Genomic DNA, 17,983 nt, shown 5'->3' on the forward strand with positions numbered 1-17,983 from the left:
AAATTCGAATGCTATACTTCTTATGTTCTAGTTAGTATGAACCGATAGATTTGATATGTTTACTATAAGCCCTCTAGTGGTTGCTCGAAAGAGTTATATCGCTAGAGGGCTTTTTATGTGAAAGTGAACGATTATTAGTAGGTGAATCTAAAAGTTATGATTAAAAGTCATACTTAAATATAAATGAGAACGATAAAATTGAAATAAATGGAAATATACAGTTTTATGTATAATTTATGTAAACTATTTCCTATAGAATTATATACACGATACATCAAGTTTTATGGGTAATTTGGCGTTCATTTATTATAGAGTTCTTTAATTACTAAGTAAACAAAATAGTTTTATTTTAATATGTGAAAAAATGAGTACATGATAATGCCACTGAGATGCACTTTCAAGTAAAGAAATAAAAAAGCCATGAATATCGAGAATTATTAGGAGACATATAATTTATGCATAATTATAGTAGTGAGAATGAGAACGGCGTATACTAAATATAAGACAAATTCCTTAAGAGAGGATAGGAGGATATACAAGTGAGTACGCTTATAAAAGATTATGAACGTTTTGCCAAGGAGGCAAAAGAGATTTGCAAAGATCGTGTCTATACTGATCATTTACGTCGTTATGCATATGGTGTTGACGCGTCCTGTTATAGCTATTTACCAAAGGTTGTTGTAAAGGCTGAGGATGAACGGGAAGTAAGACGCCTTATTCGTTTGTGCCAACAATGTGGTACACCATTTACATTCCGTGCAGCTGGTTCTTCTTTGTCTGGTCAATGTTCCAGTGAAGACGTGCTCATCGTATGTAATGATGGCTTCAAAAAAATGGAAGTTATCGACGATGGCAAGGCTTTAAAATGCGAATGTGGTGTTATTGGTTCCGATGCGAACGATTTATTGAAACCTTATAACCGTAAAATCGGTCCAGATCCTGCTACACTTGCAACAGCATTAGTAGGCGGTATTTTGAACAATAACTCCTCTGGTATGTGCTGTGGTACGGCTCAAAACTCCTATAAAACAATCCGTTCCATCCGCGTTGTATTACTAGATGGTACTGTTCTCGATACATCCGACAAAAAATCTATTGAACAATTCCTTCGTGAAAAACCTCAAATGGTTGAAGATATCTTGCAATTGCGCAAAGAAATCTTGGCTGATGAAGAATTGACTCATTTGATTCATCACAAATACAAAATCAAAAATACTACAGGCTATGGCTTGAACTCCCTTGTTGATTTCGAAGATATTATCGACATCATCAATCACTTGTTCATCGGTTCTGAAGGTACATTGGGCTTCGTATCTGAAATCGTGTACAACACTGTTGAAGACGTACCTCATAAGGGTTGCGGTCTTATGTTCTTCAGCACATTGAACGATGCATCTCTTGCGGTTGTAGCCTTGGCTAATATGGGACGTGAAAAGGTTGTTGCTGCTGAAATGATGGACTATCAATCCTTAAAAGCAGTTCAAACTCTTGAAAATGTACCTGACTTCGTTCGTGAAGTACCAGAAGGTACAAGTGCAATCTTGTTCCAAACTGAAAGCTATTCCAAAGAAACTGTAGATGAAAACTTAGCTTTCATTAAAGAACAATTGAAAGATATCCCAACAGCTATCCCAAGTCTTTATTCTCAAGATCCTAAAGAATACGATTCCTGGTGGGCAATCCGTAAAGGTATCTTGCCTATCGTTGGTGGTCAACGTAGAAAAGGTACTACTGTTATTACCGAAGACGTTTGCTTCCAAATTGAAGACTTTACTAAAGGCATTGAAATGCTTACAGAATTATTCCACAAATACGATTTCGTTGACGGTGGTGTAATCTTCGGTCATGCTTTGTCTGGTAACGTTCACTTTAACATTACACCTGACTTTAGCGACCCTAAAGATACTAAGAACTTCGGCGATTTGGTAAAAGAAATGTCCGAACGCGTATCTGGTTTCGGTGGCTCTTTGAAAGCCGAACATGGTACAGGCCGCATGGTAGCACCGTTTGTTGAAATGGAATGGGGCCGTAAAGCATACGAAATCAATCGTCGTATCAAAGCTATCTTTGACCCTGAACGCATCTTGAATCCAGATGTTATGATCACTGATGATCCAGATGTGTACAAGAAAAATCTTAAAGCTCAATGCGTTATCGACGATGCTTTCACAATCTGTATGGAATGCGGTTTCTGTGAAAAACATTGTCCAAGCCGTAATTTAACATTGACTCCACGTCAACGTATCGCATTGTTGCGTGAAACTAAACGCCTTGAAAACGAAGGCAACTTCACATTGGCATCTGAACTTAGAAAAGGCTACGAATACTTCGGCGTAGATACTTGTGCTGCTTGCTCCATGTGTAAAGGTCTTTGCCCACTCAGCATCGATACTGCACAAATCGCATTGTCCATGCGCCGTATCGACCCACCTGCACCAGAATTGGCTAAGAAAATCTACGATAACTTCTCCACAACACTTCAAATGTGTCGTGCTGGCGTAAGTCTTGAAGGCATTGCTGGTTCCATCATTACACAAAAAGCAATTTCTAAGATTACTGAAGGTTTACATGGCGTAACAGGTGTTACACCATATGTTCCTAAAACAACTCCTAAGGCTAATCGCTACAAATTGAAAAACCGCATCAAACCAACTAACTTTGAAAAGGTTGTATACTTCAGTACATGTGCTAACCGCGCATTCAAACCTAACCAAGGTTATGACGATGATCGCAGCTTGCAACAAGTTGTAGAAAGCCTCTGCAACAAAGCTCATATCGATATTATCTATCCAGAACATATCGAAAACCTCTGCTGTGGCTTGAGCTTTGAAAACTACGATGACGTTCATGAACGGGCTGTAAAAGATTTGCACGATGCATTGATGAAAGCATCTCAAAATGGTAAATATCCAATCGTGATCGACCATAGCGCATGCTTCAACCATGCTTTCAAACATATGCCAGACTTAGAAATCAACGATATTTCTGAATTCTTGTGCAAATACGTAGTACCTCATCTCGACATTGAAAAATGCGATGAACGCGTTATCGTACATAAACAATGTAAGATTAAATCTTTGAACAAATCTCAATACATTGAAGACTTGGCTCGTCTCTGCACAGACCATGTATTCAATATCAAATCCTTCGCATGCGATGGCTTTGCTGGTCAAAAAGGTTTCTTCACACCAGAACTTAATAAATCTGCCACAAAAGACCTTGCAGGTGAAATTGCTGAATACGGCGCAACACTAGGCGTAAGCTCCAGTTCTACATGTGAAATTGGTCTTGGTGAAAACGGTGGTATCCCATTCGTAGGCGTTGCATTCCTATTAGACCGTTGCTCTAAAGCTAAAAAATAAGATTTATAACATTACCTACCATATAACGAAAAAGGACGAGTTACGGCTCGTCCTTTTTTGTATATAGTTTTGGTATAATTGTAATGGTAATTAAAAAACTATGTGCTAGTATTTAATGAATTATATGATAGTGCTATATAATGTAATGATAGTAAATAGTCGATTATGTAATTGTATTAAATGGCTAATATAGAGGTATTGTATGAAATATATTCTATTATGTATTTGTTTGCTTAGCTTATTAGGGTGTGGCACAGATACTAAGACTCAGCAAGATACTAAACCTACAACAACAGCTAACGAACAAGCTAAAACAGAGCAAGATGCTCGTGTTATGGCCGCTAAGCAAGCTCTATCCTCTGGTGATTATGCGAAAGCTATCGAGGAGGCAACAGCTTCTATTAAGGATAATCCAAATAATACAGACGCTTATTCGGTTCGTGGCTTTGCTACGGCTTTAAATGGAGATACTACTAAAGGTTTAGCAGATACTAAAAAGGCTTATGATTTAGACCCAAATAATGTAGCGAATTACTACAATATGGCTATGGTGTACAAGTTGCAAGGTCAATTAAATGAGTCTAAACAATGGTTTGAAAAGGTATTAGAAAAGGACTCTAGCAACACTTGGTCTGTATATGGTATTGCTACCATTTATGCAGACCAAGGGGATGATACTAAGGCCCTTGATTGGCTTGAAAAAGCAATTAAAATTGATCCATCTGTGAAAGCCGTAGCCGCTGAACAAGACCATTTCGAACGCTTTCACAATAATGCGCGATTTAAAACATTAGTAGGCTTATAGATATGGATGTAAAACAGATGATTCGCCTTGTTATAAAGGTAGTAGGATTTATATATTGGTTTGTTTTTCTATACCTTGGTGGTCTAATGGTCGTAGACTGGGCAGGGTTTATGTCCCAACATAATATAGAAACACCTCTCTTCCTTACATATTTAGTGTTTGTAGGTTGTTTTGTAACGCCGTATATTATGCTGTACTGGACGAAGCTGAATCCTAATGCGAAAGCTCCATTTTGGGTGCGCCATCTCTCCGAATATATGGCGCGATTAGAAGATCGTCATAGTATATGGTTTGATGTATTATATGTACTAAAATTATTGCTCTATTTCGTAATAATCCTGTGGATGCTTTGTATCATATTACTCACCTTAGCAGTTATTGCGTGGACAGTAGTTCTAATTTTGCTAAGCAATTGATGATGTAAATTTACATTGTTTTCTCCACCAATGCTTCTTGTAAAAGCTGAGAAAAATTAATCCCCTTAGCTAGTGCTCTATCGTTAAGCCAAGCAGGAATGGTTAAGGTTTTTTTTACGGACTTACTATTTTTAGCTAAATCTATATCTGTTTGTACTAGCGTAGGATAGGTTGTATCCGTACAAGGTAAGTCGCGAATAGATGTAGGGGTTGGTAAACTTTCTCCATCTTCTAAGGCTCCTAAAATATACAGTTTCATTGCCTCTTGTGCATTAGTTACAAGCTCTGTTAGTGTTGAGCCCGTACTACTTGTATATTCTAAGTCTGGAAACTCAGCCCAGAAACCATCAGCGTCATCATGGATTATAGCAGGGTATATAAATTTCATAGGTCCTCCTTATTTTAGTCCTGTTCGTTTTAGAATAGCATGTAATAAATCTGTAGGAACATCTTTTCCATGTACGGCAATGACTTCCACTTGATCATCTTTTTTCAAACGATGATGACTACCGCGTTGCCGTACATCCTTCCAACCATTTTGTAGAAGTAGTTTAAGCAAATCTTTGTCCTTCATAGGCTCTCCTTTTATAGTAACACGTATATACGTATAAAACAATCAACAGGAGTATTACTTATCTCATCTGTAGTCTAGCACCGTTTTTAGCTATATAGTGGTGACCATTGGTCACCTAGGTTCCTATTAGTCACTTGACAAACTAGATGTATGATTTATACGCATTAATTCTATTTATATAAGTCACATTAGTATATAATTAAGGTATATAAATCGGGTTGTATATTGATGAAAGGAGAGAATTCATCATGAAACCATTGGGGAAACGGATTGCAATGGCTGTGGTGTGTACGGCCACATTGACATCTCCCTTGTTGTTGAGCGGTTGTAGTATGTCAGAACTATGGCAAGGTACTGAACAGAGTCGCAAGGAAATTGCGCAACGGTCTGAGCAAGATCAGGTGCAGTTATTTAATCAATATGTGAAAGCTGTAAGCCGATTTAATCGCATGGTTGTAATGTTTGATTATGCGAATACTCCAACGGTTAACGAGTTAAAAGCTGGGCAGCATTTAACTGTATTTAATACACCAAACTTTAAGCAACTACAAAAAGAATTAGAAGAGGCTAAGCAAGCAGGTATTCCTTATGATGAAATGAAGGAGCCTTTAGATAAGCTGCTTTCAAAATTGAACGAAATTACACCGGTAGCAGAAGAGCTTGATGCATACTATAAATCTAAAGGGTATACCACAGATAACTATGCTAAGGAGCAACTATTAGGTCCTAAATATGTTCAGCTGTATGAACAATTTATTCCTATTTATGCTGACTTTGATAATATTATGCATAAAATCAATACGGATCGATTACAACAACGGTTACAACAATTGCGCGATGCAGGTAAGAAAAATGCAGCCGCTGCACAAGAGGTTTCTTTGCGACTTACTGCAGTCTTAGAAAAGCTAGATAGCGAAAAACAACCAGATGTAAATGCTATCAATCAAGAATTGCAAGCCATTGGTGATTTAGCAAATGGTATTTCTAGCCCTACGTATGACTCTGTTAAGACCTCTGTAAACTCTACGATTGGTGCCATTCGTACCTATATGGGATCCAAACAAGATAATGATTATAAACATATGGTTGAGGCCTATAACCGTTTTATCTCCAATATGAATACAACCAATATGAATGAATTGGATCAATAAGCAAGCTAGAAGAATAGTGTGATAAATTAATAGGCATATATAAGATATAAAAAGAAAGCTGTATCGAATGAGGATATCATTTGATACAGCTTTTTTTATGTTTATAGCCTAGTTAGAACAAAAGTTATTGGTAGTTTATTATATTTTCCTTATGGTTGTAATTCGATTGGATAGGGAGAATAGCACGAGAGCTACCCAGATACAGCCAAAAGCGATGAGTTGGGCTGTGCCAAAGCTTTCACCAAAGTAGAAGATAGCCAAGAAAAAGCCCATAGTTGGAGATAGGTATTGTAAGAATCCTAGCACGTTAAGTGGCAATAAACGAGCCCCATAGGAAAAAAGGATAAGGGGCACAGATGTAGTAAGACCTGAACAAACGAGGAGTAGACCGGTGGGGGTCATGGTTTCAATAAAAGACCATGATGTAGTATCTACTGTTAGCACATACCATAGAGCTATAGGTGTAATAAGCCACGCTTCCATCGCAATACTCGAAAATGGATGGATGGTGAGACGTTTTTTGATAGCCCCATAGAGACTAAAAGTTACGGCTAGTACAATGGAAATAATCGGTAGCGATCCTAGCTCATAGGTCATGATAGATACACCCAGTACGGCGATGGCGATGCTTAATTTTTGTGACCATAGCAAGGCTTCTTTATAGATGACGATACCTAGCAATACATTGAGTAGTGGATTGATATAGTATCCGAGGCTAGTATCGAGAACGTGTTGGTTGGTAACAGCCCAAATATAAGTGAACCAATTGACGCTAATAAGGGCAGCCGCCAATAATAATAGGCCGAACTGTGAAAGATGTGTGCGCAAGTGTTGAATATCGATGCGCAGTTGTTGGCGGCCCATAGCAAGGATGATGAAGATCATCCAAACACCAGACCAGATGATGCGGTGTGATAATACTGAAAAGGAAGAAACTTGATTAAGTAGTGCCCAATATAGGGGGAGTAAGCCCCAAATTAAGCAGCACAGTAAGGTGGTACTGAGCCCTTTTTTGTTTATATCATTCATAATGCAACCTCCTCTTATTGATAGCATTATTATATCATGCTGATAGCTGATAGCTGATAGCTGATAGCTGATAGCTGATAGCTGATAGGGCGTAGGTAGGGGTGAATTTGCTATTCAATGGTCAATTAAAATACATGCATGCATTTAAGTTATTTTATATATGCATTAGTTATAACTTGAAATTTGTTACTTATGATTAACTGTTATGTTCATTGACTTTGTGCATAATCTTACACTATATTGGACTTAGAACAACGAATATAGAGAATAGGTGTCGCAAGACTTAATAGAGAAATCGGTAGAAGCCGATGCGGTCCCGCCACTGTAAGGACGAGCCTGCTTTCATTCATGTCACTGGAGAAATCTGGGAAGGCGAAAGCGAGGCGATGAGCCCGAGCCAGGAGAACTGCCTATTTGATAATCACCGTTATGTACCTACGAGCGATAGGAAGGGGATTGAGGTATGCTGGTTTCAGTGTTTTTTGGCGTACCTTTCAATAAGAAACCTTACGTGTCACTTTTGGGTGGCACTTTTTTTGTTGCCCTTGAAAGTGGCTGTTAAGCATATGAATCAGGCTTCATAATTATAGAATTAATGGACACAGATTTGAGGTTGTTGTGATCCAAATACAGGAAAGCTCGTGTGATGTATATGCATAACAATTCGCAGGTACGGTGCGCTGTTTCTCGGTATGGTTTCGAGTTGAAAAGGAGGCACATATATGTCTGACAAAAAGACTTCGAAGGACGCAGAACGCGATCTATTGGCACCTGTATCCTTTGACGAATTTGAGAAACCTACGTATGAACAATGGCAGGCTGAAGTTGAAAAGGCGTTAAAAGGTGGGGACTTCCACAAGAAGATGTTCACTAAAACCTATGAAGGTATTACGTTGCAGCCAATTTACACACCTGCACTGCATGGGGAAAAGATTCCAAAAGGCATATACCCTGGGGCAGGCGAGTTCCTACGTGGCACTAAGGCAAGTGGTTATATTAAAGAGTCTTGGGGCGTATCCCAGTACGTAGACGATTCCTTGCCTAAAGATGCTAACCATGCAAGTTTATACGAAATTGTAAAAGGCGGCACCATCCACAACATCCGTCTTGATGAAGCGACACGCCATGATCAAGATGTGCAAGTAGGCGCATCCGTTGGCGTTGGCGGTACATCCTTGTCCACCATGGATGACTGCAAACAATTGATCGAGCGTTTCAATCTTAAAGAAAATCCTTTATATATTGAAACAGGCGCTTCTGCGGCGATCTTGCTTGGTATGTTGGCAGCCACTGTGAAAGGCTCTAAAAAACAAACAACTGACTTAAAAGGTCTTGTTGGTGCAGACCCTGTGGGCGTTTGGGCTAAAGACGGTGCATTGCATATTTCCTTAGATACAGCTTTTGATGAAATGGCACATACTGTTGTATGGGCTAAAGAACAAGCTCCAGAGCTTAAAACAGTGCTCGTGTCTGGTGATGTGTACGCTAATGGCGGCGCTAACGATGTACAGGAAGTGGCTTACGCATTGGCAACGGCTGTTTGCTACGTGCGTCAACTGGCACAGCGCAACATCGATATTCACACCATCGCTCAGAGCATGATGTTCACATTCTCCATGGGCGCAAATTTCTTTATGGAAATCGCTAAATTGCGTGCGTTGCGCGTACTTTGGGCTCGCATCATGGAAGCGTTCGGCGCTGAAGAAGCAGATCGTGCAGTTCATGTACACGGCAGAACATCGGCTTTCACAAAAACTGTATACGACCCATATGTAAACTTGTTGCGCAATACGACACAAGCATTCTCTGGCGTTGTAGGCGGTTTGAACAGCCTTGAAGTATCTCCGTTTGACCAACCAATTCGCAAAGCGGATGATTTCTCTCGCCGTATTGCCCGCAATATCCAAGTTATGTTGCAAACTGAATTTGAGTTGCGCCAACCTGTGGACCCTGTAGGCGGTTCCTGGTACGTGGAAACATTAGCTGCTGAACTATGCGAAAAAATCTGGTCTGAGTTCCAAACAATCGAGTCTAAAGGTGGCATCATTGCCGCATTGAAAGAAGGCTATCCTCAAGCTCAAGTGAAAGCCATCCTCGATGAACGCTTTAAAAACCTTGCATTCCGTAAGGACGTAGCAGTTGGTAACAATATGTATGCGAATATGACAGAAGAGTTACTTGATCCTAAACCAGAAAATCAAGAAACATTGTGTCAAAAACGAGCTGCTCAAATTGATGAGTACTTGGCAGGTGCAGAGGCTGATGCGGTTGTAAAAGCACAGGCTACTCTAGAAGCAAGTACAACAGAACCAGGTGCGTTGATTGGTCTTATTGAGCTTGGGGCATTACAAAAATTGACAATCCGCCAAATCCGTAAGGCTTTAGATGCAGGCGATATTTCTTCTGAAACAATCGAAGCAATTATTGCACATCGCTGGACTGAACAATTCGAAGCCCTCCGTATGCGCACGGAATCGTATAAACAACGTACGAAAGATAATGTGAAGGTGTTCTTGGCTAATATGGGCCCAATCCCTCAACATAAACCTCGTGCGGACTTCTCCACAGGCTTCTTCGAAGTAGGTGCTTTTGAAGTGATTAAAAATGACGGCCATGAAACTACGGCTGATGCGGCGAAGGCTGCTCGTGAAAGTGGTGCTGATGTTGTGGTTATCTGTTCCACAGATGATACATATCCTGAGTTAGTACCACCACTCGCTAAAGAGTTGAAAGAAACTATGCCGAATGTAACAGTTATTTTGGCAGGGGCGCCTCCTAAGGACCTTGAGCCTGTATACCGTGAAGCTGGCGTAGACGACTTCATTTCCGTTCGTGCAAATTGCTACGAAATCTTACATACGTTACAAGATAAGAAAGGGATGTGAGCTCATGTTTAAAAATCCAGACTTCTCCTCTCTTGGCTTGGGATCTCAGTCGCCGACATCTCGCGATGCATGGCTTGCTGAACTTCAAAAAGAAACAGGAAAAAGCTTTGAAGATTTATATAATACAACAATGGAGCAAATCCAACTAAAACCTCTCTATACAGAGATGGATTATGAAGGGATGACACACCTTGACTATATGGCTGGTGTACCTCCATTCTTGCGTGGACCTTATTCCACAATGTACGTAACTCGTCCTTGGACAGTACGTCAGTATGCTGGTTTCTCCACAGCAGAAGAATCCAATGCGTTTTACCGTCGTAACTTGGCAGCGGGCCAAAAAGGTTTATCTATCGCCTTTGACCTTGCCACACATCGTGGTTACGACTCCGACCATCCTCGCGTAGTAGGTGACGTTGGTAAAGCGGGTGTTGCGGTAGATTCCATCCTCGATATGGAAATTCTATTCTCCGGTATCCCTCTCGACCAAATGTCCGTATCCATGACAATGAACGGCGCCGTATTGCCTGTTATGGCGTTCTACATCCTAGCAGGTGAAGAACAGGGCGTTGATAAAAAGGTTATGGCTGGTACGATCCAAAATGATATCTTGAAAGAGTTCATGGTACGTAATACCTATATTTACCCTCCAGCTACGTCCATGCGTATCATCGGCGATATCTTTGCGTACACATCCCAGTACATGCCTAAGTTCAACAGTATCTCCATTTCTGGCTACCATATGCAAGAAGCGGGCGCTACTGCGGACATCGAATTAGGTTACACATTGGCTGATGGTCTCGAATATATCCGTACCGGTGTAAACGCAGGCCTTCACGTAGATAAATTCGCACCACGGTTGTCCTTCTTCTGGGCAATCGGTAAAAACTACTTCATGGAAGTGGCAAAAATGCGTGCGGCACGTATGTTGTGGGCTAAGATTATCAACAGCTTCGGCTCTGAAAATCCTAAATCCATGGCACTTCGTACACATAGCCAAACATCTGGTTGGTCTTTAACAGAACAAGATCCATTCAACAACGTAGCTCGTACATGTATGGAAGCGATGGGTGCTGCTTTGGGCCATACGCAATCCCTACATACAAATGCGCTTGACGAAGCCATTGCGTTGCCTACGGACTTCTCTGCACGTATTGCACGTAATACTCAGCTTTACATCCAAGACGAAACTAAAGTATGTAAAGTTATCGATCCATGGGGTGGTTCCTACTATGTAGAAGCGTTGACTGATGAATTGATCCGTCGCGCTTGGGGCCATATCCAAGAAATCGAATCCCTTGGTGGTATGGCGAAAGCGATTGACACAGGTCTTCCTAAGATGCGTATCGAAGAAGCTGCGGCTCGTCGCCAAGCTCGTATCGACTCTGGTCGTGAAGCGATCATCGGTATCAACAAATATCGTCTAGATAAAGAAGATCCATTAGATATCCTCGACGTAGATAACACGGCTGTAAGGGAAGCGCAAATTCGCCGTCTCGAACAATTGCGTGCTAACCGTGACGAAGACAAGGTTCAATCCTGTCTTGAAGCGATTACAAATGCTACAGAATCTGGAGAAGGCAACTTGCTTGCCCTTGCACTTGAAGCCGCTCGTGCTCGTGCATCCTTGGGCGAAATTTCCTTCGCTGTTGAAAAGGTATGCGGTCGTCATAAAGCGGTTATCCGCTCTATTTCTGGCGTATACTCCAGCGAATATGAAGATGATGATGTAATCAAAGAAGTACGTCAAATGGCGGATGATTTCGAAGAACTCGAAGGTCGTCGCCCTCGTATCATGATTGCTAAGATGGGCCAAGACGGTCATGACCGCGGTGCCAAAGTTATCGCTACATCCTTCGCGGATATGGGCTTTGACGTAGATATTGGACCATTGTTCCAAACTCCAGAAGAAACAGCACAAGATGCGGTGGACAATGACGTTCACATCGTCGGCTTCAGTTCGCTTGCGGCAGGTCACAAAACATTGTTACCTCAACTTGTAGAAGAACTCAACAAGCGAGGTCGTGGAGATATTTTAGTTGCCATCGGCGGCGTAATCCCTGCTCAGGACTATGAGTTCCTACGCGAACATGGCGCAGTGGCTATCTTTGGCCCTGGTACAGTTTTGCCAGTAGCGGCGAAAAAATTACTAGAAACATTGACTAGTCACGTTCAAGACGAGTCTCATGACTGATAACAAACGGCCTACTCCGGATGAATTGCGCAATACACAGGATGCTACTTTTACCACTGGTGAAGGTAAGGCGCCAGAATTAGGTGTAAAAAACGCAAACGCCGAGGGTAGTACGTATCGTCCGGACTGGGTGCCAGAAGATGCGAAGAAAGATGATACCTTTGCGTGTCACGTGATGAAAGGCGTCAAGGAAATGCACGATGGCCTCTTGTCTAGCTCCGCTCATCTGGCTCCGTCGGTACGTCCCGTACAGCGGCGAAAGAAATTAACTGTCGCTGATTATGTACGCGGTATCGAGCAGGGGGACCGCGTTATACTTTCACGGGCTATTACATTAGTAGAAAGTAATAATAAGGAACACTTTAAATTAGCTCAACAAGTATTACAGGCTATATTGCCTCGTACGGGCAAGGCGTTGCGCATCGGTATTACCGGTGTGCCTGGGGCCGGTAAAAGTACATTTATTGAAGCCTTTGGTAACATGCTCATTGAAGCTGGTTACAAGGTTGCCGTACTCGCCGTAGACCCTACGAGTCAAGTCACAAAAGGCAGTATTTTGGGCGATAAAACGCGGATGGAAACATTGACGAAACATCCTGAAGCCTATATCCGTCCATCGCCTGCTGGTGGTACACTAGGCGGTGTGGCTCGTAAAAGTAGAGAAACGATGCTACTTTGCGAGGCTGCTGGGTACGATATTATTCTCGTCGAAACCGTAGGGGTTGGGCAAAGCGAGGTTACTGTGCGCTCCATGGTAGACTTCTTTATGCTCATCGTCTTAACTGGTGCAGGCGACGAATTGCAAGGCATCAAAAAAGGTGTTATGGAGCTGGCTGATGCTATTGTGGTCAACAAGGCTGATGGGGACAACCTCAAGCGTGCTCTCATCGCTCGTAGCGATTACGATCGTATGTTACATTACATTCGTCCCGCTACGGAAAAATGGAAGACCCAAGCCTACACATGTTCAGCAGTTACAAAGGATGGCCTCGATGAATTGTGGGATGTAATCCAAGAATTTGCTGAACAAGGTAAAGAGAATGGGGTATTCTTAAAACGCCGTCAAGAACAATCCCTCCGTTGGGTACGCGATATGATTGACGAACACTTGCACAACCTATTCTTTAACAATGTAGTCATTCAAGGTCGTATGGGCGAAGTCGAAGCAGCTGTTTTAGACGGTGAAATGAGCGAATCTCAAGCCGTTGAAGAATTAATTGGAGTTTTTGACAAGTCCATTAAATAAGTAGATAGCTATATACCTATTTGATAAGATGGCATAACTTATCTATTAAGACACTCCGATTAGCTATCATACTGACTTAGATATATAAGATGTATCTATCCATAAAAGGCATAGTATCAAAACTGCTGTTGGTGAAACAAGTAGTAAGATGCTGTGCCTTTTTCTATGCCGATGAAATCGTATTCATGAAATAAATTTCATATATTTATACTTAATACTTTCATATATATCATATATGATATATAATTTAATCATAGATTGTTACTTGTGTGTAATTAAAAAGAGAGGGTCATTATGAAACCACTAGTAAAGAAAATGCTAACAGTAGTATTGTGCGCATCAACTCTAACAGCACCATTATTCTTGACAGGATGTAGTGTTTCTAAGGTTGCCAATAGCGTACAACAAGGTGTTCAAAAGAAATCACAAGATGACGTTAAAGTGTTTAACAACTACATTAAAGCCGTTGGCGATTTTAACAGTCATACAGTGCGCTTTGGCTATGCTATCGGTCCAGACATTCAAAAACTAAGAGAAGGTCAACATTTAACAAGCTTTATGTCACCACATTTTGATTCTTTACAAAAGAACTTACAAGCCGCTAAAGATGCTGGCGTGCCATATGATGATATGAAAGAACCTTTAGATAATGTATTGGCTGTATTAAAGGATATTGTACCAGTAGCCAGTGAATTGGATACGTACTACCAAACTAATTCATATCAAGCAGATAATTATGCTAAGGAACAACAATTAGGACCTAAATACGTTCAATTATATGATCAGTTCTATGCAGCGTATAATCAACTAGACGCAGTAATTCACAAACACAACACAGAAAATCAACAAGAACAGTTGAAAGAACTTAAAGAGTCTGGCAAGAAAAATGCAGCGGCAGCTCAAGAAGTTCATTTACGTTTAACTGCTTTATTGGATGGCTTTGAAGAGGGTAAACAAATTGATGTAAATGCAGCTAACCAAGAGTTACAAGGCATCATGGACGTATCTAATAGTATTACTAGTTCGGAATATAACAGCACTAAGAATTCATTAAATACAGCTATTGGTAGAATTCGTACATTCTTAGGTGACCAAACAAATGACCATTATAATGATATGGTTGAATCCTATAATCGCTTCATTGGCAGTATGAATCGTTTGGATATGAACAAACTTGATAAATAATATCTAATGGTATATACCGTTTCGTATAATGTTAGAGAGGATCTTAAAATGAGTAAAAAAATGTTGTTACCCGTTGGCGTAGTTGTTTTAATCATAGGTGTTATTATCTTATTGTTGAATCCAGATCCAGCTGCAACAAATTTAGAAATTGCAAGAAATGCTACTAATGCACGAGAGGCAGCTAAAGCAATTTCTTCTAACAATCAAACTTATGCTTGGATGTATTCCATCGGCATGTTCTGTAGTGGCTTTGGCTTGTCCTTAACAATCGGTGGCATACTTGTAAAATTCCTTAAAAAAGACTAATAAATCATACGAATGTAATGGTTATGCTATGGTTATGCTATGGTTAAATCATGACGGAATTTAGGCTTGGCAAAGGAAAAATAGAAGTAGAGTAGAAGCAGAATAAAAGCAAAATAAAAGCAAAATAAAAGTAAACTTAAAGGCTATACTAATATGTGTATCATCATTAGTATAGCCTTTTTTTGTCTCATACATATTTTTGGATGCCTTAAAACATGATATAATAAAGGTTATTGGGGCCTAGAGGGTAAAGGCTTTTGGAGGTTAGTATGAGTAGCATAGCGCATTTATTTGTAGCTGGTGGATTTGTTATGTATCCGCTAGTAATTTTTTTGCTCTTTGCATTGATGATTGGCATTGAGCGTATCATTTTATATCGTAAGTTTACAAAGGACTTGCGTCGTTTTAATAAGGTGTTAGAGAAGAATCAATCTTGGGTCATGTTACCAAGTGTTCTGGAACGCGACACAGAGGAGCTTGGCTCCTTATTTGCTCGCGCTATGCGCAGTGCAAAGAACTATAATGGTCTAGAAAACCGTTTGCAAGACGTAGTATCTTACGCCGATGAGCGTTTAAAACGCGGCCTTAGCTGGCTCAGCATGATTGTAACGATGGCACCGTTATTGGGCCTATTGGGTACAGTGCTGGGTATGATTCGCGCCTTTGCTGTCGTAGGTGGCGATATTGGTGCGCCTACCATCATTACAGGCGGTGTATCCGAAGCCTTGGTAGCAACAGCGACAGGCCTTACAGTAGCAATTATTGCGCTCGGCTTTCACAGTTACTGTGCAGCAAAGGTAAACGATTCTATTACTACATTAGAGCATGAGTGCGGCAACATCCTCGATGCGTACAACGAGGAACATGATATATGAGACGACGCACATTAGGGGTTAAAAAAGAACCGACAATCATGATTATCCCTATGATCGATATCGTATTTTTCTTATTGGTATTCTTCATGGTTGGCACGCTGTACATGAATACAGAGCAACAAATTCCGCTCAATTTGCCATCTGCATCGACATCTACAGCAAAATCTATTGAGCCTATTACAATTACGCTCACCACAACGCACACGCTATATATCGACAATCAGGAAATCTCTTCTGACCGCTTGGCTGAAGAGGTACAATCTATCGTGAAGCAGGCACCTCGACAAGCTTTTGTCATTCGCGCATCTAAGGATGTTTACTATAGCGAGGTTATCGCCCTATTGGACATGCTCAAGGTGAATGGTGCTAAATATATTAGCGTTGCCACAGAACGGAAGTGATTCTATGTTTGAATCGCATTATTTGAAACCGTTTATTGTGTCCTTGGGGATTACGACTATGCTGATTTCTGGTATGGGCCTTTCTTTGCGGGGAATGGCAGGTACAGGTGCCGCCCATGATGCGGCGGAAATTAGCTTTAATTTGCCTGATGATGGTGAAAGCGATACAGGGGTTGAAGCTGTTGATACTGAACCGAAACCAGCGGAAAAACCTATGGAAAAGCCACAGGATGTAACTCCAGAAGGTGCGGCACTTAAGGCGAATTCCTCGGTGGATGAACGCAAGCAAGAGGATGAACGTAATAAAGCGTTAAGTGAAAGTACAGCCGCATCTACTGTGCGCCGAGAATGGGCCGTTCCAAAGGCTATTGAATCGGAAACGAGTAGCAGTGAACAAGCGGTAGTTACACACGGGGCTGATTCTAAGGATGGAAAATCCTCCAAGAATAATAAAGCGCCTATCGGTAAAAATATAACATCAGATCCGAATGCAACTGAAAATGGGTTGCCTGAATCTAGTGATTTATCCTTCTTATCTGATTTAGCATTGAGTCTATTGACGCCAGGGCAACAAGCGCTTTTACAAAAACCCGATATTAATCCTCATGACTATTTGCGGACTGTGCAAGAACAGGGACGAGCATCTGCCGTAACAGGCAAGGTGGTAGTACGAGTTAACTTTGATGTTAACGGTAATGTCATCGTTGGCGAACATACGCCACTGATTGTGGACGATGTACCACCAGCTGTACGAGACGAAGCGCTACGTATCATCAAAAGCAGTGGATCTATCGTTAATCGACGGGGTGAACCTGTTTACTTAGCAGTTCCCATTATTCTAGGACAATAAAGAGGCATATCTCATACAAATGTATGTAAGATATGCCTCTTTTGTTATGCGTGTTATTTTTGTTTTGCTATTTTATTTTACAGAATAATTTTGAGTTCCTATACGTATGTTATTTATGTAGTATTAAGTATTTGTTAGTCTTGATTAATAAGCATTGTCTTAGTGGAGTTGAATACCGCAAGGTATACGATGGCGCCACCGATAAATAATGTGATTTGCATAGGTGCACTAAATTGATCCACACGCCATAAAGCGAAAGCGTAGAAGAACATAGTCACTAGCATGATGAGGAATGCAATGATAACGCGTACATTGGTGTTAACAGCTAAGGATGTAGTGATGCGAGATTTGTTGAGTATCACATAAATTAAGGACACAATGATATCTGCTGTAAAGATGGAGAATACATAGTTGAGATCAAACTCTCCAAATAGAACTACAGCCAAGCCGATAAAGCTGAGTCCAAAGAATAAGCGTAATAGTATACCTATAGTATTTGATTCGTTGCGCTGTGCACGACGCTCTTTGCGATTTAAATTTGCCATGAAAGCCTCCCCATAACGGACATAGTTGTCTTACTATTATCATAAAGCTCAGTTATAAATAAGCTATTCTTCATAATAGGTTTAGTCTGTATGTTTATTATATATCACAATGTACAGCTATGATACAGTATTAATAAATTTATTTATTGCTATATTGCT

Annotated in this window: 16 protein-coding genes and 1 riboswitch; of the genes, 12 read left to right on the forward strand and 4 right to left on the reverse strand. The window is 40.7% G+C overall.

Features of this window, described 5'->3' with window-relative positions; genetic code table 11:
- Positions 1–539 precede the first annotated feature (539 nt).
- The 3 genes from ACWTVK_RS04535 (at position 540) to ACWTVK_RS04545 (ending at position 4,583) form a co-directional block, all read left to right on the forward strand.
- Positions 540–3,362, forward strand: a complete 2,823-nt coding sequence (locus ACWTVK_RS04535; RefSeq protein WP_456046072.1) for an FAD-binding and (Fe-S)-binding domain-containing protein — start codon at positions 540–542, stop codon at positions 3,360–3,362.
- A 202-nt stretch (positions 3,363–3,564) separates the two neighbouring features.
- The gene (locus ACWTVK_RS04540; RefSeq protein ID WP_456046073.1) at positions 3,565–4,167 is read left to right on the forward strand and encodes a tetratricopeptide repeat protein; all 603 of its coding nucleotides are present in this window, start codon (positions 3,565–3,567) and stop codon (positions 4,165–4,167) included.
- Positions 4,168–4,169: 2 nt separating this feature from the next.
- A complete protein-coding gene (locus ACWTVK_RS04545) occupies positions 4,170–4,583 on the forward strand; it encodes a hypothetical protein (protein ID WP_456046074.1) in 414 nt (137 codons plus the stop codon).
- 10 nt (positions 4,584–4,593) lie between these two features.
- Here ACWTVK_RS04545 and ACWTVK_RS04550 read toward each other — a convergent pair whose 3' ends face one another.
- Both ACWTVK_RS04550 and ACWTVK_RS04555 read right to left on the reverse strand, forming a co-directional pair.
- Positions 4,594–4,971 (reverse strand): type II toxin-antitoxin system HicB family antitoxin, encoded by a 378-nt coding sequence (locus ACWTVK_RS04550; protein WP_456046075.1) that lies wholly within the window; start codon positions 4,969–4,971, stop codon positions 4,594–4,596.
- Between the two features lie 9 nt (positions 4,972–4,980).
- Positions 4,981–5,157, reverse strand: a complete 177-nt coding sequence (locus ACWTVK_RS04555) for a type II toxin-antitoxin system HicA family toxin (RefSeq protein WP_456046076.1) — start codon at positions 5,155–5,157, stop codon at positions 4,981–4,983.
- Positions 5,158–5,405: 248 nt separating this feature from the next.
- Here ACWTVK_RS04555 and ACWTVK_RS04560 point away from each other — a divergent pair, with 248 nt between their 5' ends.
- Positions 5,406–6,308 carry a DUF3829 domain-containing protein gene (locus ACWTVK_RS04560; RefSeq protein ID WP_456046077.1) on the forward strand — a complete coding sequence of 301 codons (903 nt, stop codon included), beginning with the start codon at positions 5,406–5,408 and terminating at the stop codon, positions 6,306–6,308.
- Positions 6,309–6,446: 138 nt separating this feature from the next.
- Here ACWTVK_RS04560 and rarD read toward each other — a convergent pair whose 3' ends face one another.
- The gene (rarD, locus tag ACWTVK_RS04565) at positions 6,447–7,337 is read right to left on the reverse strand and encodes an EamA family transporter RarD (protein WP_456046078.1); all 891 of its coding nucleotides are present in this window, start codon (positions 7,335–7,337) and stop codon (positions 6,447–6,449) included.
- Between the two features lie 252 nt (positions 7,338–7,589).
- Positions 7,590–7,765, forward strand: a riboswitch (cobalamin riboswitch).
- A 294-nt stretch (positions 7,766–8,059) separates the two neighbouring features.
- On the opposite strand from rarD, the gene ACWTVK_RS04570 reads away from it, so the two are divergent.
- The 8 genes from ACWTVK_RS04570 (at position 8,060) to ACWTVK_RS04605 (ending at position 17,279) form a co-directional block, all read left to right on the forward strand.
- Positions 8,060–10,222 (forward strand): methylmalonyl-CoA mutase family protein, encoded by a 2,163-nt coding sequence (locus ACWTVK_RS04570; RefSeq protein WP_456046079.1) that lies wholly within the window; start codon positions 8,060–8,062, stop codon positions 10,220–10,222.
- A gap of 4 nt (positions 10,223–10,226) precedes the next feature.
- Positions 10,227–12,416, forward strand: coding sequence for a methylmalonyl-CoA mutase (gene scpA / locus ACWTVK_RS04575; protein WP_456046080.1), 2,190 nt, complete (start codon positions 10,227–10,229; stop codon positions 12,414–12,416).
- On the forward strand, positions 12,409–13,662 hold the full coding sequence (gene meaB, locus ACWTVK_RS04580) for a methylmalonyl Co-A mutase-associated GTPase MeaB (protein ID WP_456046081.1): 1,254 nt from the start codon (positions 12,409–12,411) through the stop codon (positions 13,660–13,662). Before scpA ends, meaB begins: the two co-directional genes overlap by 8 nt.
- 294 nt (positions 13,663–13,956) lie before the next feature.
- Complete coding sequence (locus tag ACWTVK_RS04585) at positions 13,957–14,847, forward strand: DUF3829 domain-containing protein (protein WP_456046082.1); 891 nt, start codon at positions 13,957–13,959, stop codon at positions 14,845–14,847.
- A 48-nt stretch (positions 14,848–14,895) separates the two neighbouring features.
- Positions 14,896–15,153 (forward strand): hypothetical protein, encoded by a 258-nt coding sequence (locus ACWTVK_RS04590; RefSeq protein WP_156719867.1) that lies wholly within the window; start codon positions 14,896–14,898, stop codon positions 15,151–15,153.
- Positions 15,154–15,422: 269 nt separating this feature from the next.
- Positions 15,423–16,028: a MotA/TolQ/ExbB proton channel family protein gene (locus ACWTVK_RS04595; protein WP_024066612.1), complete on the forward strand. Its 606-nt coding sequence runs from the start codon at positions 15,423–15,425 to the stop codon at positions 16,026–16,028.
- The gene (locus ACWTVK_RS04600) at positions 16,025–16,429 is read left to right on the forward strand and encodes an ExbD/TolR family protein (RefSeq protein WP_009352440.1); all 405 of its coding nucleotides are present in this window, start codon (positions 16,025–16,027) and stop codon (positions 16,427–16,429) included. Before ACWTVK_RS04595 ends, ACWTVK_RS04600 begins: the two co-directional genes overlap by 4 nt.
- A gap of 4 nt (positions 16,430–16,433) precedes the next feature.
- Entirely contained in the window at positions 16,434–17,279 is an 846-nt protein-coding gene (locus ACWTVK_RS04605; RefSeq protein ID WP_456046084.1) for a hypothetical protein, read from the forward strand.
- Positions 17,280–17,413: 134 nt separating this feature from the next.
- On the opposite strand, the gene ACWTVK_RS04610 is transcribed toward ACWTVK_RS04605, so the two are convergent.
- Complete coding sequence (locus ACWTVK_RS04610) at positions 17,414–17,824, reverse strand: CAAX protease (protein ID WP_302207758.1); 411 nt, start codon at positions 17,822–17,824, stop codon at positions 17,414–17,416.
- Between the last annotated feature and the right edge of the window lie 159 nt (positions 17,825–17,983).

It is taken from the genome of Veillonella sp. Ser01 (assembly GCF_053850375.1).